Genomic DNA, 25591 nt, shown 5'->3' with positions numbered 1-25591 from the left:
TTATTTACAAATAGTTCAAATTATTCTACTTACTCTTCATCAAACTCAAGCCAGTCCCTTGCTTCAAGTTTATCAGATCGTCTTGGTCTGTCATTACCCTCAATGTCTAGTTCTTTGTAAACTTCTTTAATAGGCTCTTCGGGTAACCCTAATGCCTTAGCTTTACTAAGCGTTTCGTTAAGCCTTTCTTTCTCTACAATATTTCGGTATGCTAATACTGCAGCCTGTGCTTTTAAAGTCGGGTCTACCTTTTCAGGCTCTTCTACTCTTATACGTAAAGCCTGTGGTTCAAAATCAGCAGGATCCAGTTCAGATATTTTAGTCTTTAAATCTTCAATCGTTTTATTTATTTCATTAAAAGTATTCTGATTTATATCCTGCGGCACAGGCAATAACTTAACCAATTCAACATCATTAATTCCTATCCCTGAAATTTCGTATTCTACATTTCCTAAATTCAATTCGGCTATTGCACCAATATTAGCAAAGCTAATCTCTGTACCAAACTCCACACCCGAAATTTTCAGTAATACCCTTATACCAACACCATAACGGGTTTCCATTACTTTACTGCCCGCAGGAGCGTTATCGGAGGTATCAAGGTAATGCACAATGCGTCTGCCTAGTGTATAAGTATTGAACTTAGAAGATGTATTAAGCATTGCTGCTATTTTTATTTCAGAAGAATAATTAGCACTTACCTCAAACGCTTCATCTTCCAGCACCTTACCTACAGTAGCCCAGTCAGCAGGAACAGGGTGAGGTTTATATTCACTATCTTGGTCAATACTGTTAACATAAGAAGAGTCAATCTCTACCCAACTTCCCTCAAGAGGTGTCCTCTCAATTTTATTGTATTGTCCCGCAAGCCATTTTGCAGCATTTTGCTTTTGTGTAACTCCGGGTGTTACATAGGCATCTTTAACTCCAAAATAATCATATATAAACTGTACTACATTATCATCAACAGCAAGATTTTTAGACTGATACCTTTTTATACAATCTGCAAGCCTTTCTCCTGAAGCCACAGCTTTAGCGGCAAAGTAAATTGACTTAATATTATCTTTTTCAGGTTTCATTTGAGAACTTTTAATCACCTCTATAGGATATAAAGATGAGTTACTCATATCACCAATATGCTCTTTTGCTTTTTCAAAAAATGTTTGAATCTGACCGAAAACTTCATTTGTAAAATCACCCTCCTGTTTTGGTAAGTACTGCACCAGTTGTGGCGACAGTACGCCATATACTGATATTTTATAACCAACTTTAGAAAGGTTTAATGCTCCCGCTGCTGCAACCACACCATAGTTTGCGTTTATTTTAGTTTCAACATCTTTAACTTCCAACATTAAAGAGAAACCTATACCGTAACGTTTTAAAATCAGTACCTCTCCATCGGCATTAGTAATGGTTTGGTATTTATCCGAAAGCAATGCTGCGGTATAATTGGTATTCATTGAATTTACCTTAGAGTTTGAATTTACAAACCCGCCGAAATTAAATTCGGCACTGGCATCAAGATTGGTAATTTTTTGCTCTACTTTAAACTCTACAAGTTTAGCATCAGGGGCAGCAACTCCTGTTTCCAGTTCGTTTGCTATTTCCTGAAAAAGACTACTGCTAAGACTCTCAGTAATCAATAAATCCGCAGATAAGGACTCGGCTTTTTTCATAATTTTTAGTTGTAATAAATTAGTAGCTACTAAGCTAAACAATTAAAAAAGAGAAAAAGTACTTATAAATGGGGATTTTTAATAGTTTACAAAAACTTAAACAAAGAAGTTTAAAAATATTTAGAATCATATAAAAAAGGGATAAATCGAAATGATTTATCCCTTTTTGTTGTAAGTACTGAATGACAAATAAGTTAATAAACAAGTTTTTTATAGATTGTTCCGTTTTCAGTGTTTAATTTAATAATCAACATCTGTTCTTCGGCAACAAGGTTGTTTATAGTATAATCTTTTTTGTTTAAATCAGCTTTACTATGTATCAGCCTTCCTCTTATATCGTATATAAAGACTGATTTAAGCATTGAAGAACTCTTAACTATCAGGTTTTGATCCTGCTTATAAATAAAGGTTGTATTTGGATCTGCTTCTACATCATTATTACCAAGAGCTTCGGCTGTATAAACAACTTCAAACCTATTATCAAACCTACCGGCATCGGTATTAAACTCATAAGTGTTTCCCTGAGACAACTCAGTATAAGTCTCAGTATATAAATCATGAATATATATTAGTTGCCCTTCTGCAAAAACGCCATCAAAATGATCGGCTTCAATTACATATATACCGGGTTCGCTAACCATAAACCCTAAAGGAACAGCATCGTCTATAGTAAATTGATTCCTTGCCTGAACCGAAAGTTCGAGACCTTCGGCAAGCGAATATAGTGCAATTGTGCCATCAGATAATAGTTTTCCATCCCAACCGTAATCTATACCTGTAGTAGTTTCATCAGTATACCCCACTGCGGTTTGAGAGAAACCTAAACCTTGGGTATCTTTAAGGTTAAGCCACAATCTTGATATCAAGGGCTGTTCATCTGTTTGGGGAGCGCGGAAAAACTGTCCGTTATTAACCGCCCTTCTCATATCATTGGTAAACACTATTGAAGAACTCTCTGCCTGTACAAAAAAGCCCTGACCTGTGTTAATAACCCATTCCGAAGGATCTCCCACAAAAGTAGATGAACCGGTATCGCCTCCCTCGGCATCATTAGCCGTATAAGCAAGCTTAGTTATGGTTGCATAAGTTGTGGCATCAGGATTATTTCTTTTTCTCCAGAAGTATAACGCCGAACTTTGGTTTATAGCTCCCACATTGGTATCGAAGAAAGCATGAATATTTATTGCTGATGGATAAGGGTTACCTAACATATTATAAGCGTCGCCTGCCGTTGTAACACTCACATTAATATCTCCGTTATTGGGTACACCTGTAAATTCTCCTGTAAACACAATAGGTGTTGAGCCGTTATTGTAGCCTGGCTCACTGTCTGAATTAGGCATTCGTATTAAATAGCCATATCCCGGTTCAAAATCCTGCGCGGTAGGATCGGTAGTTTCAAATAACGAAGTAAGGGAGTTATATAAATAAAAACGGTCATTGAGCGTATACAGTGAAAAATCCTTTAGATTTTGTCCCTCCACCGGCGAAGACCATATGGTATAGTCGAGCCTGTACAGCAATGAACTGTTTTTATACACTATGATATTACCTGAATTAACCGCATTTGTAAGTTGAAGAAGATTGGCATTATCTTCTACTATAAAGTTGCCTCCAGATACTGTTATTGCCCCGTTAACAGTTACATTAAAGCCGGAGGGGATGGTAACATTTGCCGTGCCGTTTACCTGTATGGTACAAGCCTCTATATCTGCCGATGCGGTATAATCTCCGTTAAATATGGCTGATTTTGTTGCATCGGGTTCACCGTTACTCCATGTGCTTCCGTCCCATGTTGTAGAGGTTATAGTAACGGCCACAACATTAGAATATACTACCGGGCATGAGCCATTTTGCACCACAGCCCTAAAGTAACGGGTAGTGGTAAAGCTACCCATTTCAGCTCCGGTTAAGGTAGGCGAAGTACTCGATATAAATGCAGGGTTTGTAAAAGTACCTGTAATAGAGCGTTCCCACCTTACCACTGTTCCGGTAAATCCGGAAAGTGTAATGGCACTTGGGGTACTGCCTGCACAAATTACCTGATCTGCCGATAACGTTCCTGCCTCTGGGTTTTCTGTAACAACTACATCGGCTGTATCTGTTGAAGCAATACCGTTGGCATCTCTTACGGTAAGCGTATAGGTTATTGTACCGGCAGTATCTGTTGGAGGTATAGCAGTTTCTCCACTACCGAGTCCATTGCTCCATTCATAGGTGTAAGGAGCATCACCGCCGGTTACCTCAGCTGTAAGGGTAACTTCGGTATCCTGACAGAAAGTACCTTCTCCAGTTATTTGTGCAGATATGTTTTGAGCAGTAATTCCTGTAAATACAGAAGTTTGACCTTCTGTTAATAAAGCATTATTAGCTGTTAGCGTGTTGCCAGAAAGTGCACTGAATTTTACCCACGGATTAGAGACAACATCAAAACCTCCATCAAGTTGTGCCGATATTAAAGCTGCCTCGCCACCAACAGCATCACCAATTACATAAGTAGCGGTAATATTAGCTATAGCATCTGTTATTCCTGTTTGGGTAACATTCCAGTATCGGGTAAGGTAAGCATCAATACTATTATTGTCTGGGTGTACGGCATCACGCACATTAACCCCTACATAAGCATTGCTGAACGTACCTGAAGTTACATTAACTATTATGGGTGAATAAGTTGTATTGCTTACTTTTTCACCAACAGGGAAAGTATAGGAACCTGTTGCTGTGTAAGGTCTCCTCACTAACCCGTCGCCATCGGCAACTATCATGGTGGTAGATGAGAATGAACCCGACACGGCATTTGCGCCCAAAGTAAGGTCATAATCTCCTATATTGAAGAGTCCGGTGGTAAGCGTAAGTGTACCTGATACTGTTACATCAGCAGCTAACGAAACATCAGCAGACGAATTGTTGATCGTAAGATTATTAAAGTCAGGCATTGAAGTACCCCCGATAGATTGTGCTTCGGTTCCTGTCATGGCTATTGTTTTTCCTGTAAAATCAACAGTCTGATTAAGGGTAAGGTCGCCCCTTATGTTTAAACTCGTTGGGAAAACAGCACCCGTTCCGCTGATTATAAGGTTATGATAGGCAGGAGTACTGCCACCGGGTGCAACAATAGTTTGATTAGTACCGCTATACTCTACCGTGTTTTCTACAACATTAGATATAAATGTGCCTGAATTGGTAAATGTACCGGCTATATTCATTTGATTATTGGTAAGCGTACGCAATAACGTACCGCTTGCAATAGTAATGTTATTAAAATCAGTATTTCCCGCAATAGTCGCATCTGCCGTAGTATTATTAAAAGTAACAGTACTTGTACCACCTCCCGGGTTAAAGGTGCCGTTATTTATCCAGGCTCCATTATTTCCGGTAATAATTAATTGGGAGTCATCAGGAGCATTTACAATTCCTCCTGCTTCAATTGATAGTGTTCCTATAGTAACTGTTGGGTTTAATGTTGGATCGTTTGGTGTGGTAGCAGCATCCGGAATAATTACGTTAGTATTGTCCGAAGGTGTGGCATTAGGTGTCCAGTTGGCGGCTGTAGTCCACGAGTCGCTTACCGATCCGTTCCATACTGCTGTGGCTACTTCTGCATCGGCTAATGTTAAAAGTCTGTTACCGAAAGTGCTCTCAAAAAATGCAACATTCACGTTAGCTAATTCAACATAATTATTTGTAGTACTGTAGTTGGTACGACTCTGTTCAATGGTTTGCAACGGAGAAACAACCACTACCCAGTCCACAAGACGATTTTCATCATTGCTGTTCAACTCTGAATCCTGGTAACGGGCACTGATAACGGCTTTGGTGGCGCTTCCGCCGGTCTGTATAAAATCATAAGTTCTTAAAATAGCATCTGTTTTACCCGCCGGAGCTGTACCCGGTGTAATTTTCAGGCTCATAGAAGTAGGCAATATACCTTCGTCCGCAAACCGTATTGAGGTATATGGGTTTCCAAACGTATACAATTTATTACTTATAATGCCTGTATTTCGGGTTACAATACCGCTAACTTCGCCAATACCTGTATTAGTGGCATCTCCTCCCATATACAAAGTATTAGTTCCTGTAGCCAGCCCACCTGCTGAAGATGAAGGATTGGATACTGTAATATTTAATGCACCATTTACTGTAACATCACCCGAAGTTGTAGCTCCTCCGGGGGTACTTATGGTCACATCATTATACGTACCGGGAACCAGCGTTTGCGCTGATGAGCTATTATTAAGTATAACTTTCCCTGTGCCTGACCATGTCCTGCCTGATGTCCAGGGAGCAGCAGAGGTATTTTGTGACGAAATGGTTCCGTCATTACTTATGGTAGATAATGCCCCTCCCAGAGCGTTGCTGCCCATATTTAGTGTTTGGTCCGTATCTATAGTCAGTATACCTGAAACATTTAGTACATTTCCTGCAGTAACTGTATTGGACGATGTTGTACTAACTGTAAAGTTAGTAAAGGTATTAGTTGTACCGGGCGTAGTCTGGTCAAAGCTCAAAGTTTGGTTGGTTGTACCCGAACTTATTAATGAGCCTGTTCCGTTACCTCTTAACCCTCCTATAGTGGTATTGATAACCTGCCCTTCCAGCGTTAGTGTACTGGATGAAAGATTCAACCAACTGTTGTTTGAGAAAGTAGTTGTACCCGAAACGGTTATATTTCCTGAAAGTTCGGCATTACCCGCAACCGTAAATGTTTCGGCATTACCGGCAAATGATGCAAACGAGGTGGTAGGGTTAGCTACAACCACTAAATCATCAAGGGCAATTTCATCAAATGCTGTACCTGAAACAGTTGTTCCGCTCCAACGTAAATAGCCATAATTATTGGTTGCAATATTTAATCCGGTAATGGTTACTACTTTATAATAAGCCTTCCATCCCGGTACGGCATCGCTTACGGCTGTTGTGGTATGGTTTACAGCGGTAGCATTGGTATAAGTGCTGTTGTTGGAAGAATAGCTTAAATTAAGGCTATTAGAGCCTGCTTCATCATTATACACATATACTTTATATCCTACACTTAATGAGGTAATGGTACTTCCTGTTTGGTTTTGGAAACGGAATGTAATGCTACCCGGAGCAAAATTTCCTGTGGAAGGCTGTATTCCCAAAGCGTAGTTGCCCTGCTCTACCTCAAAAGCATAAATACCGCCAGCGGTTTCCCCTCCTGCGGAACTGCCCGAGTCATATACCGTATCCTCTCCGCTGTCCCCTCCATAGTTTACAGCACCATCTGTAAAGCCTGTAAAAGCCCATGAATACGAGTTAAGCTCTCCCGATTCCGGAACACTGGATACTCCTGTACCTGCATAAGTGCCATTATTCACACCGTCAACAGTACTGTCAAAATCTACTTTATACGCTGTATTTGCCGTAGCTACCTGTAGCCCTAAAGGTGCATTAAGCGTTGTTCTGTTGCCTGTAGCAGGTGTTGTGGTTTTATAATTTTGCGTTCCCGCACTTCCGTTAAATTCAAATACTGCCACATGATAACTTGTAGAGGCTGTAAGCCCTGTTACTGTAACAGAAGAAGCAGTTCCGTTATACACCACATAGCTTGCCGAACCGATATCTGAACCTAAACCAAATGTAGCAGAGGCGGTATACGATGTTCCGTCTGTGGGAATTGCTGTTACAGCGCTTCCCTGTTTTAGTACTACCAACCTGTTAGTGCCCGAACCGGCAGTAAAATTAACAGTAAAAGCAGAAGCCCCTACATTATTAAAAGTAACATTGGTAGCAGAGGTTGCAGGCTCAAGAGCAAGGGCTTTACCTGATACTGCTACCTGTTTGTTAGTACCGCCCGTTGTAGAGAGTATTATATTTCCTGAATAAATACCTGCAGGTGCCGAAGCTTTTATTCTTGAGTAGACCGTAACGGGTTGCCCTGTTAAAGTCCCGCCGGATTGTGTAAGGCTGATGCTGTCGGCAAATCCCGAAGAACTGCTGGTAGAAACCTCAAAATTTGCAGGGGCGGCTACAGTTACATTATTGGTAAGATTAGCTCCCGTAACTGTAAAACTTCGCGTTGTTGATGCCGTTCCTGTAACCGTGGTAACACTTGTGAGTGCAGTTGTTGAGGTTGAAATAGATGGCGTTGCAGCAGGATCTATTATAAAGGTCAGCGTGTTAGATGTTGCCGTCCCGGTAGCTACCGTTACACTGGCAGAACCTGCCGTAGTAACATCGGTAGCCGGGATTGAAGCCGTAAGCTGTGTGTCAGACACATAAGTAGTTGTCCTACTGCTACCGTTCCACCTTACTGTGCTGGAAGGAGTAAAATCAGTTCCTTCCACCGTTAGTGTAAAAGCTCCGGTACCTGCTATTGCAGAAGATGGAGATAAAGAGGTGATAACCGGTTCTGTAACCTTAACTACAATATTATCAAAATAAGCTGTCTGGTTTTTTTTAGTAGAAGCATTCCAAAACGCACCTGTTAAGGGTAATGATGTTCCTGTAGAGCTACTATTTACAGCCGTTCCCTGAGAAACAAGGCTGCCTGATTCAGGGTTACTAAACGTACCGCCGTCTTGCCTTACAAAAAGTTCCCACGTGTTAGACCCTGGAGTATAAGTAACTTTTACACTTAAATGCGTATTTCCAAAATCTGATAATCCACTTGTATTAGATGATAGTATATTCGTTGATGTACGAAGACCCGCAGTGTATCTCACAAGTCGTAAAGGGTCGGTTTTACCATTATTACCCAATAGTACTGCATATCCTGAACCTGTTGTTGCAGTGGTATTGGAAGTTCCTGCCAATACAAAAGCATTTGCATAACTTCCGTTTGCCGGGCCTGATGGGTTTGAACGAATCTGACGCATATTGAACGTCCAGGTAACCATACCCGGATTATTATTCAAAGTACTTATATAGGGAGTACTGAAGGATGCGGAAGACACATAGGCAAGAATCCAGCCATTAGAATTTCCTGCTCCCGTTGCATCATTGGTAAGTGTTAGAAATCCGGAATTGATTCTGGCACCCATATCCGTACCGCTACGAATTTGCGCCCAACTTGTACTGGTTCCTACAGCACCGTTAGTTGATGTGTAGCTGCTACCGGTTGAAGTGCTGAAATCATCACTAAAAACTGTAGTTTGTGCAGAGGTAATAGTGACTGAGAAGAGCATTAGCATAACGTTTAAGCTAAAAAGTAATTTTTTATTCATTTTGCTAATTATTTAATTATTAGATATTTTTTTTGCTATGTTTTTATAAATCTACAAACATCGTATATTTACATTAAATTTTTTAACTTTTTTAAAATTTTATTAACTATATTAATTTTATTAAAAAACATTACAAATGTTAAGGAGAATGGGGCTTTCAGGCTGTAATAAAACTTTAATAAATAACCTCTCAGTTTAAGCAGTAATCTTATATTATTATACTATATAATAGGATAAAGACAAGTACAACTATAAAGAACTCTAGTCTTTTCAATTATTTCGAAATTAAAATAGTTAATCCCAAAATGATAGTTGTATAGTTCATAACGTATTAAACAATTTTTTAATAATCTTTTAGAGTAATTTATTTAAAAAAATCAGAGACTTTTCGTACAGCCTACTTTAACACCTCTACCCTACGGTAGTCATAAATTATTAACTACATTGCGATAAAATTCATAACAAAAAGAAATCAATCAAAGTTATTTTATCTTAAAATGATTAAAAAAAGATTAATATATCTATTCTCTTTTTTATTAGTATATACTTTATCTTTCCCGCAAAACGTAAGGCATTTATCTGTTAAAAACGGGTTACCTCAATCCTTTGTATCCGGTATATCGGAAGATGAAGAAGGCTTTATATGGATAAGTACACATAACGGTTTAGCACGTTATGATGGAAATAATTTTGAAATTTTCCAGAATAAACCCGGAGATAACTCCTCTATTTCTTCAAATTTTATATCTAACTCAATAAAGGGGAAAAACGGAGATTTGTGGCTACGTTTTGATAGCGGTGCCATTGATGTGTTTAACATGACAACACACAAGGTTAATCATATTATAAGTAGAGACTTTTTAGACCAGAATAAGATAATAATTGCAAGAAGAGGATGGTTAATTTCTCAAGACGATTTTTTTTGGTATATATCACAAAATGGTAAAGTATGTAAATTTAATTTACCTGCTATAGAAGAAACAACAACAAAAGCTATAGTTGATGAATATAGTTTTAGTACAGATGAAATTTACTCTATTATAGAGGATTCTAAATCTAATATATGGGTACTCAGTAAAAATGCTATAAATAAATTTGACACAGCCTCTAATGAATTTATTAAATACAACACCCCCTACCCGTTTGATGCAGATTATAAATTTGATTTTGGCGAAGAAATACCTTCTATCCTTGAAAAGGAAAACGGGGATTTAATGTGGATAGGGAAAAAATCTCTATATATTTTTACTCCTGAAAAAATTGAATTTAAACAAATAAAATTACCTGAAGAAGTTACTTTTAACGGAAAACTTTTAGCTAAAGCTGATACAGATAAAGAATACCTACAATTAAACAGAACTCTTTACAGTTATACTGAAAAAGCAGGCTTTACCAAAAAAGTAGTTATAAATAATAGTCGTGAAACTCAATCACTGTTAGTAGATAAATCAGGTTTAATTTGGCTGGGAGCCAATACTGATGGTATTTATCTGGTTGACTTAAAAACAGACTTTAAAGCCTTTAAATATAAAGAAGATTTTGCAGTAGACTTAATTGAAAAAGAATTGAAAATATCTTTTTACAATTTTTTTGATATCAACTCGTCAAAACGAGGTGATTTGCCTCCTGCCTACTATTTAAGATCTGTTCGAGATAGTGAAAAAAATAAAATTTGGATAGCCGTTAACCGAACTGTTAGCTTTTTTTACACTTTTGAAAATAAATTATACAAACTCCCTTCCTTACCTGATACCTCGCCTACTGTTTCTAATGAAATAGCCGGTATAACACTATCTAAAAACAAAACTCCTATAGTAATAGACAAAAAGAATACTATATACAGATACGAAGAGGAAGCCTCATCATGGGAAATAATTTTCTCCGGCTCTCAATTAAAAAGCGTAATTGGCTATAGGGTTTCTCCTAGTAATATATATGCTGACGATAATAATTTATGGATAACTACAGAATATGACGGATTAATTAATGTCAATCTAATTACAAATATAGTTACACGTATTTCCGGTGATACTGAAAAATATAAAATCCCTTCTCAAAAATTATATGGTAGCATACCTGATGAAAAAGAAAAAAATATTTTATGGATTGCCAGCAGCCATGGTTTGATTCGTTTTTCTAAAGACACCTATGAAAGCACTTTATTTTCTGTAGAGGATGGTCTTCCTGATAATGTTATATATTCTATCCTGTTAGATGAATCAGGCTACATTTGGATGGGTACTAATAAAGGTATATGCAGGTTTAACCCTGAAACACGCCAAACCAGAACTTTTACAGAACGTCATGGATTGCCCTGTTTCGAGTTTAACAGATATCATCAATTATACCTCCCAAATGGTAAAGTTGCATTTGGAGGTGTTGAGAGCGGAGTACTATTTGATCCTCTGAAAATAAAAGAAGATAATTTTAACCCTAATATTGCAATTACAGGAATTAAAATAAATAACCTCTCCTTTAATACAGAGACTGAAACACCATTCAATACAATAACAAGTATTGCTTTACCTTATAACCAAAATACACTGGCAATAGAGTATGCTGCACTGGAATTTAGCCAGCCGCAAGATATAATATACAGATACCGATTAAAAGGCTACGATAATAACTGGGTAGTTGCAGGAAATAAAAAAGAAGCGGTTTATACAAAAATCCCTCCGGGAAATTACATTTTTGAAACCAATGCTACTAATACTACAGGAAAGTGGAGTACCATAGTAAAATCACTCGCTATAAAAATATCTCCTCCGTGGTGGGCTACGTGGTGGGCATTTGGTATCTACATTTTTTTAGCACTATTCATAACTATAGTGTTTATAAAATATAGTATAAAGCAAGGGTTAATAAAAAATGAAATACTGCTAAAACAAAAAGAAACGGAACAACTTAAAGAGATGGATGAAGTTAAAAGTCGTTTCTTTTCTAACATAACACATGAATTAAGAACTCCCCTAACCCTGATTATGGGACCTGCGGAACAACTAAAAAAAGTAAAAGAAGAACAACAACAAAAACACCTCCTGTCTATAATAACAAAAAATGCCAATAACCTTTTAAATCTTACTAATCAATTACTGGATATAGCTAAACTGGAGGCAGGTGCTTTAAAACCACACATGCGTTGGGGGGATATTATATCTGAAATAAAACAGGTAATTAGCTTATTTAGTGAAGAAGCTGCTATTAAAAATAACAGTATAAGGTTTGAAGGACCTCAAAAAGCTGAATACTTTTTTGCTCCGGAAATAGTAGAAAGAATTTTATACAACCTGCTTTCCAATGCACTTAAGTATAGTAATAATAAAGATACTATTACCGTAAAACTAACAGAAGAACATGAAGGTATTACGCTACAAGTAGAGGATAGAGGTAAAGGAATTCCGGAAAATGAACTTAAGAATATTTTTAAAAGATTTTATCATATCGAGTCTGATAAAAAAGAAGTAGGTACAGGGATAGGGCTGTCACTAGTAAAAGAACTTGTGGAATTACAAGGAGGAGCAATAAATGTAAATAGTTCAATACAAAAAGAAAATCACGGAACTACTTTTAATATTTTCCTGCCATACAACAAAATAAGCAACCAAACTACAGTTAATGATCCTGAAAATACTAAAATAAAAGAAAAAATAAATTTAACTGAAACAGCAAATAATAAACCAACAATACTCTTAGTTGAAGATAATTATGAATTAGCCTCTTTTATAGCTACAAGCCTAAAGCCTTACTACAATATATACCATGCAGAAAATGGTAAAATTGGTATTAATATGGCTCTTAAAATTATTCCTGATTTAATATTAAGTGATGTTTTAATGGACGAAATGGATGGGTTTGAAATGTGTAAGTTTTTAAAAGAAGATATTAATACAGACCACATCCCCATTATACTCCTAACTGCCAAATCAGATACCGAAAGTAAATTGGAAGGATTGTCTTATAAAGCAGATGACTATATTACCAAGCCGTTTAATATTTCAGAATTATTAATGAGAATAGAAAACAGGCTTGAATTACAAAAAAAGCAACGAAACTACATCTACAGAAAATTTAAAGTGCTACCTGATGATGAAAAAACTGAAGAAAAGCAAAATGTAGTAGAAGATGTTTTTTTACAAAAAGTATATAATGTTATAGAAAAAAGGTTAGATGATGAAAATTTGAATGTTGAAGAATTGGCTGCAGAATTAAATATGAGCAGAACAAGTTTACACAGAAAAGTAAAAACACTCACCAACATGAGTACAGGTGAAATAATTAAAGTATATCGCCTTAAAAAAGCAGTTTTACTATTAAAGGAAAACTATAACATATCAGAAGTAGCATATAAAACAGGCTTTGGAAGCCCATCATACTTTAGTAAATGTTTTAAGGAGGTATACGCTGTAACCCCTACGGAATACAGCCAAAAAAATATAAACTGAAACATTATTTACAGTATTTGAAACATATTTTACATAGTTAATGTTAAAAAAATTAGAGTTTTACACTTTAACATTTTTTTAAACTTTACTTTAACTATGAATAAAACTACTTTCCCTTTTAATCCTTATGTAAAAGGAATCAACTTTAAGAGTATTGTAAAACTTTTTATGCTAACTGTACTTATAAGTAGCGCATCAAAAAGTATTGCCCAGGAATATCCTTCTACCTTTACTGTATTTGATGAAATCCTGTTTTATGATGGATATGCCGAAACAGTAAATGAACCTGTTCCTGAAGGAATACTACGTCTTAGTAATTCTTGCTATACCCGAAAACTTAGCGAAGATGAATTAGCAACTTTCGGCAATACATTAACAATGAATATTACTATTAAAGCTGCATGTGATAATTATGACAGAATTGGTAGTGCAAACATAGCATTTGTACCAAAAAATCAGGAATCATATACCTATGATGAAGTAGAAAGAATAGAGATAGGCAGATACATCACCCCTTTTATGAATAAAAATATAGAACCTGATGAAGTACCCTATAATTTTACAATAGATAATGTTGCTCAGATTTTTAAAGATGAGACAATTTTAGCAGAATACGATATCTGGATTGAATTAGAACTATTTGGCGTTCCATACGCTGCTAATACAGAAGTAGCAGGTTGTGCCGGCAGAAATGATGTTTTCTACGGTACTTTAGAATTTGTAACCGATTTAGATACTACAGTAGAATATGGAGATAACTTTTTACTGCCTCTTTCTTTTAAATACCTACTTAGGGATTACACACTTGAAGGTACTGATGTTTTAGGAGAAACAGTAAGAACTATAACATTTACGCTTGAAGAAGATGTACCAAACGCAAAACTACACCTTATAACATCAAACCACGGAGCTAATGCAGGAGGAGAAGAATACATCAGAAGATGGCATTATATATACTTTGATGAGGAGCTGGCATTAAGTTATAAGCCGGGAGGAGAATCTTGCGAACCATTTAGAGAATACAATACACAAGGAAACGGAATATATGGACCAAGCCCGAGAACAGAAGCTGAATGGGCGTCTTTCAGCAACTGGTGCCCAGGAGATAAAATTCCTATCCGTGTAATAGATCTTGGAGACCTTTCAGCAGGAGAACACTCATTTAAAATAGATGTACCCGACGCAGTGTTTAGCGGAGACCAAGGAGAGTTCCCAATGTCCGTATACTTACAAAGCTATAGTGAAACTCTTGATGCAACTGTTGTTGAAAAGCCAAAATACAGTTTAATACCAAACCCTGTTAAAGATGTATTAAGTATTAATACTCAGGAAACTGTAAAAAATATAACAATAACTTCCATTACAGGACAAACAGTATTACAATCAAAATCCTCTATATTAAACCTTTCAACACTGCAAAGTGGTTTATATATAGTTAAAATCACATTTGCTAATAACCAAATTGCTATAAGCAAAGTAGTTAAACAGTAAAAACTTACAAAATCTTTTATTTTTATTTAGACTTTATAAAAATTATTACTTTTACAACCAGAATAATTAACCTAAAAATCCTATGTTATGAATAAAATTACCTTAAGTCTGCACGGGAGAAGTAAAACCCTTCTTACCCTGCTAACAATCTTGTTTTATACAGGTTTAAATGCTCAAAGCTGGGAATATATAGATCCATCTTCAGGCTTCTCTGCCGGAGGAGGAGGTTCTGTAAGTACTGCTCTAACTGAAGACGGAACAGTTTATGTATCCTATTATGATCTTTCTGTTTCAAAAGGAACAGTTCAACAATATTCTGATGGTGCATGGAGCTATGTAGGCGGTACAGCAGGTATTACAGATAGCTATGCCAACTATAACTCATTTAGTATTGATAACTCCGGAAATGTATATTTCACAAATCAAAGCAGTTGGCCTGATTCAGGTATGGAAGTTCGGCTTTTTGACGGCACATCATGGACAGAATTACCGAAACCTACAGAAAACGGAATTAACCACCAAACCAGTGCCGTAAGTAATAGCGATATACTATTGGTTGCAAACGGCGAGGATAGCGGTACTGTAAAAAGATATGTAGGCAGTACATGGGAGCAGGTTGGTACAACAGGCTTTGCAGGAGGAGTACCTTTCTTTATAGATGCTGTTATAGACTCTAATGACAAGATGTATATTAGTTTTAATAGCAATGGTTATGTACATGTATATGAAAATGATGTAACAGCAGACGCCTCAACGGAGTGGATACCTACAGGCGGAGAAGCAAATATCGCTCCTGCTTCTGATTCAGAAAATTACAAATCAGCAATAACTGTAGATGATAATGATAATCTTTATTTAGCTTATGTTTCCAATTCAGCCGGAGGACAAAAACTAAATGTAAAAAAATACGATGGTACTTCCTGGACACAATTAGGTACTGCAAATTTTACAGCAGGAAGAGTACAACACGTGAGTATAGCTGTTAGTTCTGACGGTACACCCTATGTTGCAGTTAGCAACTGGGAAGATGTCGATTTTCTTAAAAACTATGTAGTAGGCTATAATGAATCAGAAAACACTTGGGAACAAATAGGAGATGGATATATCTCTGCAGGACAAGCTACATATAACTCATTACAGGTTAATTCAGATGACCACTTACTATTAGTTTTTTCAGATAACAGTCTGGGAAAACTTGTAATGATGGAATATGACCTTAATGCTTCGGTAGAAACTCCCGTAACAACTATTAACCCGGTAACCATTACTTCAGGCTTTAACCATGATATTATAGCGAATGGTATTGGTGATGCTTCTGCAAGCTCAGATATAGGCTTTGATGAAGTAAACAGCAGAGCATTAGTGTCATTAGATTTTCAGGAAACTTCAGGATCCGGTTTCCCAACATACGGATTACCCGCTGATGGTTTAATAAACAGCGCTCTTACTCCCGGTGTTACATTTCAGCTTGCTGATTACTCAGGAGATAATGCATTATTTCTTACCCCTGATTATGTAGGTACAGGAACAAGTACAGGAGCACTTGAACTTTCGGTAGAAAATGCCAGTAATTTATATTTACTTACTGCTATGGCAGGAGGCGGAGTGCAATATTTACCGTTAAATGTTACGGTTAATTTTGATGACAGTACCACACAGGCAGCTACAGTTACCGTATCAGACTGGTACAATGGTACAGGAGCAGCAATACAAGGTATGGGCAGGGTTAACAGAGCAAACAACAATCTGGAAGGTGATGCTACAAACCCAAGACTTTACGAATATACAATAGCTATTGACGAAGCGAACCAAAATAAAACCATAACAAGTTTATCTTTCTCTTTTGATGGCGACCAGACAGCCGAATGGGGCAGCGAAATCCGTTTATCCCTATTAGCGGTAAGTGCCGAAAGTACAGAGTCTGTTCAATCAGGAGAATGTGTATTTACACCATTGTCACTTACAGGATTTAACCATGATGTTGTAGCAGAAGGTACAGGAGGTGATGCTAATGAAAAAGCAACCCACCAAATAGATGCGGCAAACGCATTTTATGCTCAGGATTTTGTACCAACTAACCCGCACTTTTCAGGAGCAAGCGCAGCAGCATACGGAGGTGGGCTTCCTAACAGCGGATATATAGAAAGCAGTGCTACAGAAGGTTTAGCATATCAAATAGCAGATTACACAGGTAATAATGCTTTAGTTTTAAGAAACACAACCAGTAATACCGGCACTCTGGAACTGACGGAGCAGAAAAAAGCCGAGAAACTTTATATAGCGTGGGTAAGTGCCGAAGGCAGTAATAATGTTGATGTAGTAGTTAATTTTACTGATGGTTCTTCTCAAACTTTTGCTTCACAAAATGCTTCAGACTGGTGGTCAACAAGCCCTGACGCTTCTACAGTAGCTATGGGAAGTATTGGTAGAGTTTCAGTAATAACAACAGCTGCCTGGGCTCCGGTTAACAGCTTTAGCGGATTAACACAAACGCAGCTTTTCCAAACAGAATTTCTGTTAGATGAAGAAAATCATAACAAACTGATAGAGTCTGTAACTTTCAATAAAGAAACTTCGGGTAATGATGCTACTACAACAGCTGTTATTGCTTTAAGTATCTGCGAAACGCAGGCTACACAAACAGTAAACCCTGAAACATTAGCTATAAACACGCTAAACGATGTTCCTGCTGAAATAACAACAAATGGTGGCACACTTCAATTGGAAGCAGTTGTATTGCCTGAAGGAGCTTCACAATCAGTCGAGTGGACAATAACAGAAGGTTCTGAGTTCGCTACTATTGATGAAAATGGTTTAGTTACTGCTACAGGCAACGGCTCTGTTACTGTAACAGCTACATCCAGCGTTGACGGTACTGTTAGTAATACAATTACAATCACCGTTTCAGGTCAGGAAATCAGTTATTGTACACCTGTATTTACATCAGGTCTTGGATGTGGAAATTACAGATTAAGAACCGTATCCATAGGAGATATAAACAATGATGCTACTACTGCAAGCTGTCTTGATTATGATTACTTAGCATTAAGTACGACACATGAAATAGGAGAAACAGTAGATTTTTCTATAACATTAGGAAACTGGATGTCCTTTGCAATATATGCTGATTTTAATGCTGATGGAGATTTTGATGATGCAGGAGAAATGCTGTTTGCAGGCACGCCGGAATGGGTTAACCCTGTAGAAATAGTTGAAAATTCATTTGTATTACCATCAGATATTACTCCGGGAACGTATAGAATGAGAGTAGTTGCTGTTTGGGGAGATAATGCTGCAAACCCTCCTATTACAGCAGGTCAGGCATGTGATACTTTTGACAGAGAAGGAAGCGGTAACTTCCATGATTACACTATTGTTATTACAGAAGAACAAAACCCTAGTATAACAGTTAGTACACAAAATAATGTCCCTGCTGAAATAACAACAGATAACGGTACATTACAACTGGAAGCAACTGTAACACCGGAAACAGAACAGGTAACATGGACTATAGTTGACGGAGCTGAATATGCGTTAGTAAGCAATACCGGTTTAGTAACAGCTATAGGTAACGGAACAGTTACAGTAAGAGCAGCTTTAACAAGCGACTCAGAAATATATGACGAAATAGAGATTACAATATCTAATCAGGTAGTGGCTGTAACAGGGTTAACTGTAGCAGTACAAGATAATGCAGCAGCAGAAATTACTACCGAAGGAGGTACTTTACAGCTTATAGCTACTATTACTCCTGAAGATGCTACTAATACTGATGTAACATGGACGATAACATCAGGAAGTGAATTTGCTACGGTAGATGAAAATGGTATAGTAACAGCAATAGCAAACGGTATAGTAACGGTAAGAGCAACATCAGACGCTGATGGTACTGTTTATGACGAAATAGAGATAACAATCTCTAACCAAGTTGTAGCGGTAACAGGTTTAACCGTAACAGTACAAGACAATGCTCCGGCAGAAATTACTACCGAAGGAGGTACTTTACAGCTTATAGCTACAATAACTCCTGAGGATGCTACGAATACTGATGTAACATGGACGATAACATCAGGAAGTGAATTTGCTACAGTAGATGAAAATGGTGTGGTAACGGCAATAGCAAACGGTACTGTAACTGTAAGAGCAACATCAGACGCTGATGGTACTATTTTCGATGAAATAGAAATAGTCATAAACATTCCATTATCAACCGAAAAATTTAATAAAGACAAATTCTCTGTTTATCCTAATCCTGTATCAGATATATTGTATATAAACACAACAAACCAAATACAACAGGTTAAAGTGTATAATATGATTGGTCAGGAAGTATATACAGGAACATCAAGTAACGTTAACCTTCAAAATTTACAAGCAGGTTACTATATAGTTAAGATACATTTTGATAATAATATCAGTACAGTTAAAGTGCTGAAACAGTAATTATTGAATCTGTCTAAAGCTTATGCAGGTATAGTTTTGCTATATCTGCATTGGCTTTTTAATCACACCAAGGCTATATGACCTAAAAACATTAAAAAATTATGAAAAAGTTATTATTCACCGTGGTTTGTCTTTTTGCACTTCACATTATGCAAGGGCAGACTTATAGTATGATTGATGGTGCCAATATAACTACCTGTTCAGGTACATTTACCGACTCAGGAGGGCAATTTGTTAACTATGGCCCACAGGAAGACCGTACTATGACTTTTTGTTCTGATAGTGCCAATGACCTTTTACGATTTGAATTCACTCAATTCGTATTAAACGGAAACGTTGATTTCCTTTATGCTTATGATGGTACAGATACATCTGCTCCTTTAATAGGAACATACTCAGCAACCAATCCGGGAACCATTGTTTCCCCAACTCCTGGTGGCTGTATAACATTCCGGTTTACATCAGGATTAAATCCTAATACAGGGTGGATGGCTACTATTACATGTATAACGCCTATTACTAATGATGAATGTTCGGGAGCCACCGAACTTACAGTAAACCCAGATTCTAACTGTGTAGATTTTGCAGATGTTTCTTTTTCAGGAGCAACTCCTTCTGCTGATGCCGTATGTACAGGTGTTAATGGCGGAGATGTGTGGTATGAATTTGTAGCTGAAAACCCATCTCATATTATTACACTGAGCAACTTTACGGTAGGTAATAATACCGCACAGCCCTATACCCTATCACTTTACGAAGACAATTGTGGCACGCTGGGTGCACCGCTATACTGCAACACTAACAATGGTATAAGTGCAGTAGGGCTTACAACAGGTAATACTTATAAAGTAAGAATAACACTTAACTCAAGTACTCCGGTTTTACTAAGTGATGTTTGCGATATTTGCGTTACAACCCCTGATGCTAGTCAAGGTAATAATGAATGTTTGGTAACCACAATAAATTTTGATTTCGAACAACCTGAAATTGATTTAGGCGGCTGGGGAATGTTTCATCAAAACGCTGTACCGGGCTGGAGAACTACAGCCTCAGATGGGATGATGGAATATTGGTCTACAGGATTTAACGGAGTACCCTCTTATAGTGGTAACCAATTTATAGAATTAAATGCTAATCTTGTATCGGGCGTTTATCAGGACTATACCGCTCCTGAAGGAACAGTATTTAATTACGGTTTTGCACACAGAGGCCGTATGGGTACTGATACTTGTCAATTACTGGCAGGACCTCCCGGAGGACCGTATACAACAGTAACTACTTCTACTGCAGATACATCCGGTTGGAATTATAATACCGGAACTTATACAGTACCTGCAGGACAATCAGTTACCCGATTTATTTTTGAATCAGTAAGCAGTACCGGAGGTTCTACAATTGGTAACTTTTTAGATGCTATATCTTTTACAGCAAGTACAGGTATAATAACACCTAGTCCTGTTCTTGCGGATTGTGGAGATCCCGTAGTAGATGTTGAAGCAATAGGCGCGGGTACCTGGATTCCTTTGGGCACAAACCCTGCACCTACTATAATAGCAAACCCTAACAGTAATTCCACTACAATATCAGGCTTTACGCTTTCCGGAGACTATTATTACGAATGGAGTACGCCTTTTTGCAGCAGTACCATAGTAATAAACTATGCCGGTGGCGATGTTCCTGCACCCCTAGTAACCGATGTAAACTATTGTACAGGAGATATTGCAACAGTACTGTCTGCTGATATTTTAACTGATCATACAGCAATTTGGTATGCCGATGAAACAGGAGGTACACCTTTAGCGGAAGCCCCTACCCCGGATACATCTGTAGCAGGTATTACAACATATTATGTAAGTCAGCTAAGCAATAACGGATGCGAAAGCCCCAGAGCAGCCATAACTGTTACTGTTACAGAAATGCCGGTAGCAGACATTTTACCTGATGTAAATGAGTGCGGTGTTTATACATTACCGGCATTAAGTGCCAACAATAATTACTATACCGGCTCAGGAGGTACAGGGGATATGCTTACGGCTGGTAATGAAATAACAACCGACCAAACAATATACATATATGCCGAGGTTGCAGGTACAAACTGTAATGACGAAAGTAGTTTTAGTATTACAATCATCAACACACCAGCACCTACAGTAACTGATGTAAATTATTGTCAGGGGACAGCAGCAACAGCACTTACGGCGGATGTACTGGCAAACCATACAGCAATATGGTATACCGATGAAACAGGAGGCACACCACTATCCGAAGCCCCAACACCTGATACATCTGTGGCAGGTATTACAACATACTATGTAAGCCAATCGGAAACAAACGGATGTGAAAGTACAAGAGTTCCGCTTACAGTAACAATTATAGCAATGCCACAAGCTGATTTAATAAATAACCAAACCGCCTGTGATTCTTATATATTACCGGCTCTTAGTGCTAATAATAATTATTATACCGGTACAGGAGCTACAGGAGATATGCTTACGGCAGGGGCAGAAATAACAGCCAATCAAACTATTTATATATATGCCCAAACACCGGGAAGTAATTGTACTGACGAAAGTAGTTTTGATATAGCAATAATACCTACACCTGTTTTAGGAATTATAGGAGGCTGTGTAGATGCTGCTTATACACTGGAAGTTTCACTGGATGGAAATTATACTTTTGATGATGTAACTATCCAATGGCTCGACCCTTCGGGCACTGTAATAAGTACCGAAAGCACAGTTGAGGCTGAACAGGAAGGTGACTATACCGTTATAATAACTCCTGTGGCAGGAAACAGTTGTTCTGCAACACTAATACAAAATGTAGATAGCATAGCTTGTTTAATACCTCGTGGTATTTCGCCTAACGGCGACGATATGAATGATACATTTGACCTTACCGGATTTAATGTAACCAGTATAAGTATTTTTAACCGTTATGGTAAAGAAGTATTCAGCTACGGTAATTATACAAATCAATGGAGTGGTCAATCTAGCGATGGAGATGAACTGCCTACCGGTACTTACTTTTATTCTTTACAGTTAAACACAGGTAAAAATAAAACAGGCTGGGTTTATATAAACAGACAGCAATAGTTATTTAAACAAACAGAATGAGCAGGCTACCTTTTTTCATAGATAGCAACAAATGATAAATAGTAGTTTTTCATTATTTTGGTAGCCTGCAATTTCTATATAAGAATTTTGCTCTATTTTTAGACTCGAAATAACAATTAGTAATACACCCTGAAAATCAAAAAAACTAGTATTAAAAAAGAAAAGAAGAAAGCCAAGCAAAAATTGCATTACCCATGAAATCGAAAAAGAATTATTATAAAATAAAAACTATTGCTTTTACTCTAATACTATTAATATGTAATTATAGTTTTGCCAAAAATAAATTGCTATTGCCTCCCAGCAATAACAATTGCTCGGGATCAATTCCACTTCCTGTTAATTCTGATGAAACATGTACTAACAGTACTACGGTTACATTTACTCAAGCTACAACATCAACAGAAGGTGATAACTGTACTTCACAAAATGGTGCAGATATATGGTATGAGTTTACAGCAACTTCCACATCGCAAACTATCAGCCTTTCTAATTTCACAGGAACGGCACAACCCATCGTTATAGTATTGTATGATGGAAACTGCGGGAGCTTAACACAGCTTTCGTGTAGCCAAAATAATGTACTTAATGCAACAAATTTAACAATAGGCGAAGTATATAAAGTAAAAATTTATTTCAACACATCAGTGCCAAGCCTTAGTAATACGCTCGATGTTTGTATAACTACTCCCCCGCCACCATCAGGAAATAATCAAACAGATTGTTTAATTACTACTATAAATTATGATTTTGAATCACCTGACTTAGCATCTTCACTTTATCCTGAATTTGTTAATCACAATACTATGCAGGGGTGGAGAACTACTGCTTCTGATCAGATGATGGAAATTTGGCAGGCTCCTAACTTTGAAAATATACCTTCGTACAGTGGAGATCAGTTTATCGAATTAAATGCTAATGTAGTATCAGGTGTATATCAGGATTATGAAACACCACAACCCACTGTATTTAATTACGGTTTTGCCCATAGGGGAAGGCAAGGTACAGATACTTGTCAGCTACTTGCAGGACCTCCGGGAGGACCATATAGCCCTGTAACCAGTGTTTCTACAGGTAATACCGCATGGAGTTATAATACAGGTTCATATACTGTACCCGCCGGGCAAACAGTAACCCGTTTTATATTTCAGTCAGTATCAAGTGTAGGCGGAGCCAGTGTAGGAAATTTTCTGGACTCTATTAGTTTTACAGCAAATAACGGTATAATCACTCCAAGCCCCTTTTATTTAAATTGTGGGGAATTAGTAGCTAATCTTGAAGCAGCAGGAACGGGAACATGGTCAGCCGATGTTAATAACCCTTCACCTGTTACTTTTTCAGATCCTACAGCTAATAATGTCGAAATATCTGGTTTTACTGCTCAGGGAAGTTATTATTTTGATTGGACTACACAATATTGTACAAGTTCAATAGAAGTAATCTTTACAGGAGATAACCCTCCTGACCCTACAGTAACAGATATTACTTATTGCCAAAATCAAACAGCAATACCGTTGGATGTTCCTTTAGACAACCCAAACAATACAATTCTTTATTACTTAAATGGTTCAGAGTTACCAAATGCACCAACACCTGACACCTCTAATTTAGGCAGTACAACCTATTACGTTATTCAGGAAACAAATGAAGGTTGCCAAAGTACAGCAGTTCCTTTAGTTGTGACAATAGTTGAAGGACAAACACCTATAACTGATTTCACTTTACCAAGTGAAGTATGTGAAAGCGAAAATACAGTAACCCCTGTAATGGATACAAATGCAACGACAGGAGGAACATTTACAGCATCAGCAGGTGTAGTAATAGATGCTGATTCAGGAATCATAGACCTTACATCAAGTATTGCAGGAACTCATGATATAACATATACTGTAGCAGAAGATGCTGAAAACTGTATTTCAGAAAGCAGTACTACAGTAAGCATAACTATAAACAAAGCTCCCACCACCTTCCCTGTAACCACTTTAGAAGAATGCGACGACAACAACGACGGTTACACCATATTCAATTTAACCCCTGCAGTCTCAGAAGTAATAAACAACCAGAGCGGTTACACCATAAGTTTCCACGAAACCGAAGACGGCGCAACCTTTGGCGGCACCCCAATAGCCGATATAGCCAACTACTCCGCCATCACCGGCACCATCTACATCCGCGTCACAGAAGAAGGCAACACCACCAACTGCGCCGGCGTAGAACCCCTGGAACTCATCGTACACCCAAGACCCGAGTTACCAACCCCGAGCAACTACGAACTATGCGACGACAACAACTCACCCGATGGAGTAGAAACCTTCGACCTCACCACCCGTGAAGCCGAAATCACCTACGGCGCAGCAGGAGTAACCGCCGAATACTATACAAGCCAAAACGACGCCCAAAGCGGCAACAACCCAATCACCACCCCCGAAGCCTACCAAAACACCACCCCGGGCGGGGAAACCATCTGGGTAGCCGCCGTATCCGACTTCGGATGCCGCAGCATAGGGTCCTTTGACATCATCGTCAACCCACTACCCGTAATCAACCCCAACCTAGAACCCTTCTACGCCTGTGAAGAAATCCCGGGAGAAGGCCAATTCGAAACCCCCGAGATGACCCCCGTAGTCATCGACGGCGCATCCGGCTACGACGTATACTATTATACCGACCAAGCCGCAGCAATAGCCGGCGGAAACGACAACCTAAGCAGCCCGTTCACCGCACCCACAAGCACCATCTATGCCCGCGTAGTAGACCAAGCCACCCTGTGTGTCACCATCACACCCGTGGAACTCGAAGTACTGCCCGCACCCATAGCACCCCAACCCGCACCACTCGAAGAATGCGACTTCAACAACGACCAGGTAGCTATCTTTAACATAGACCCCGTACTACAACAAATAAGCAACGCCCTGGGCGGAAACGTAGACATCACCGTACACGAAACCCAAGCAGATGCCACATACAATGCCAACCCAATACCCAACACCGGAAACTACAGCAACATACAAGCCCAAACCAGCAACGGGCAACAAACCCTGTATATCCGCGTACAAAGCAGTCAAACCGAATGCTTCGACATCGTAACACTCGACCTGATTGTACACCCGACACCCGAAGCACAACTACCAAGTGACTACGAGCTGTGCGACAACGGCAGTGACGACACCGACGGAGAGGCAATCTTTGACCTAACCATCAAAGACGGAGAAGTACTCGGCACCGATTTAGACCCTGGT

General features: G+C 38.2%; 7 protein-coding genes. 5 read left to right on the top strand and 2 right to left on the bottom strand.

The genetic code is table 11. From position 1 onward, the window contains the following. Positions 1–29 precede the first annotated feature (29 nt). On the bottom strand, positions 30–1676 hold the full coding sequence (locus IEW45_RS03115) for a hypothetical protein (protein ID WP_188619782.1): 1647 nt from the start codon (positions 1674–1676) through the stop codon (positions 30–32). A gap of 194 nt (positions 1677–1870) precedes the next feature. Next, complete coding sequence (locus tag IEW45_RS03110) at positions 1871–8863, bottom strand: RemA C-terminal-like gliding motility protein (protein WP_188619781.1); 6993 nt, start codon at positions 8861–8863, stop codon at positions 1871–1873. Between the two features lie 497 nt (positions 8864–9360). On the opposite strand from IEW45_RS03110, the gene IEW45_RS03105 reads away from it, so the two are divergent. The 5 genes from IEW45_RS03105 to IEW45_RS03085 all read left to right on the top strand — a co-directional run. Then, positions 9361–13305 (top strand): ATP-binding protein, encoded by a 3945-nt coding sequence (locus tag IEW45_RS03105; protein WP_188619780.1) that lies wholly within the window; start codon positions 9361–9363, stop codon positions 13303–13305. A gap of 96 nt (positions 13306–13401) precedes the next feature. After that, positions 13402–14796: a peptide-N-glycosidase F-related protein gene (locus tag IEW45_RS03100; protein WP_188619779.1), complete on the top strand. Its 1395-nt coding sequence runs from the start codon at positions 13402–13404 to the stop codon at positions 14794–14796. Between the two features lie 87 nt (positions 14797–14883). Beyond that, the gene (locus IEW45_RS03095) at positions 14884–19239 is read left to right on the top strand and encodes an Ig-like domain-containing protein (protein ID WP_188619778.1); all 4356 of its coding nucleotides are present in this window, start codon (positions 14884–14886) and stop codon (positions 19237–19239) included. Between the two features lie 101 nt (positions 19240–19340). Then, positions 19341–22334, top strand: coding sequence for an Ig-like domain-containing protein (locus IEW45_RS03090; protein WP_188619777.1), 2994 nt, complete (start codon positions 19341–19343; stop codon positions 22332–22334). 215 nt (positions 22335–22549) lie between these two features. After that, the coding region (locus tag IEW45_RS03085; RefSeq protein ID WP_188619776.1) for an FIDD domain-containing protein at positions 22550–25591 on the top strand (3042 nt) is incomplete at its 3' end.

The organism is Flavobacterium suaedae (genome assembly GCF_014642915.1).
Lineage (GTDB): Bacteria > Bacteroidota > Bacteroidia > Flavobacteriales > Flavobacteriaceae > Flavobacterium > Flavobacterium suaedae.
This window is presented reverse-complemented; position numbering and strand designations above follow the sequence as displayed.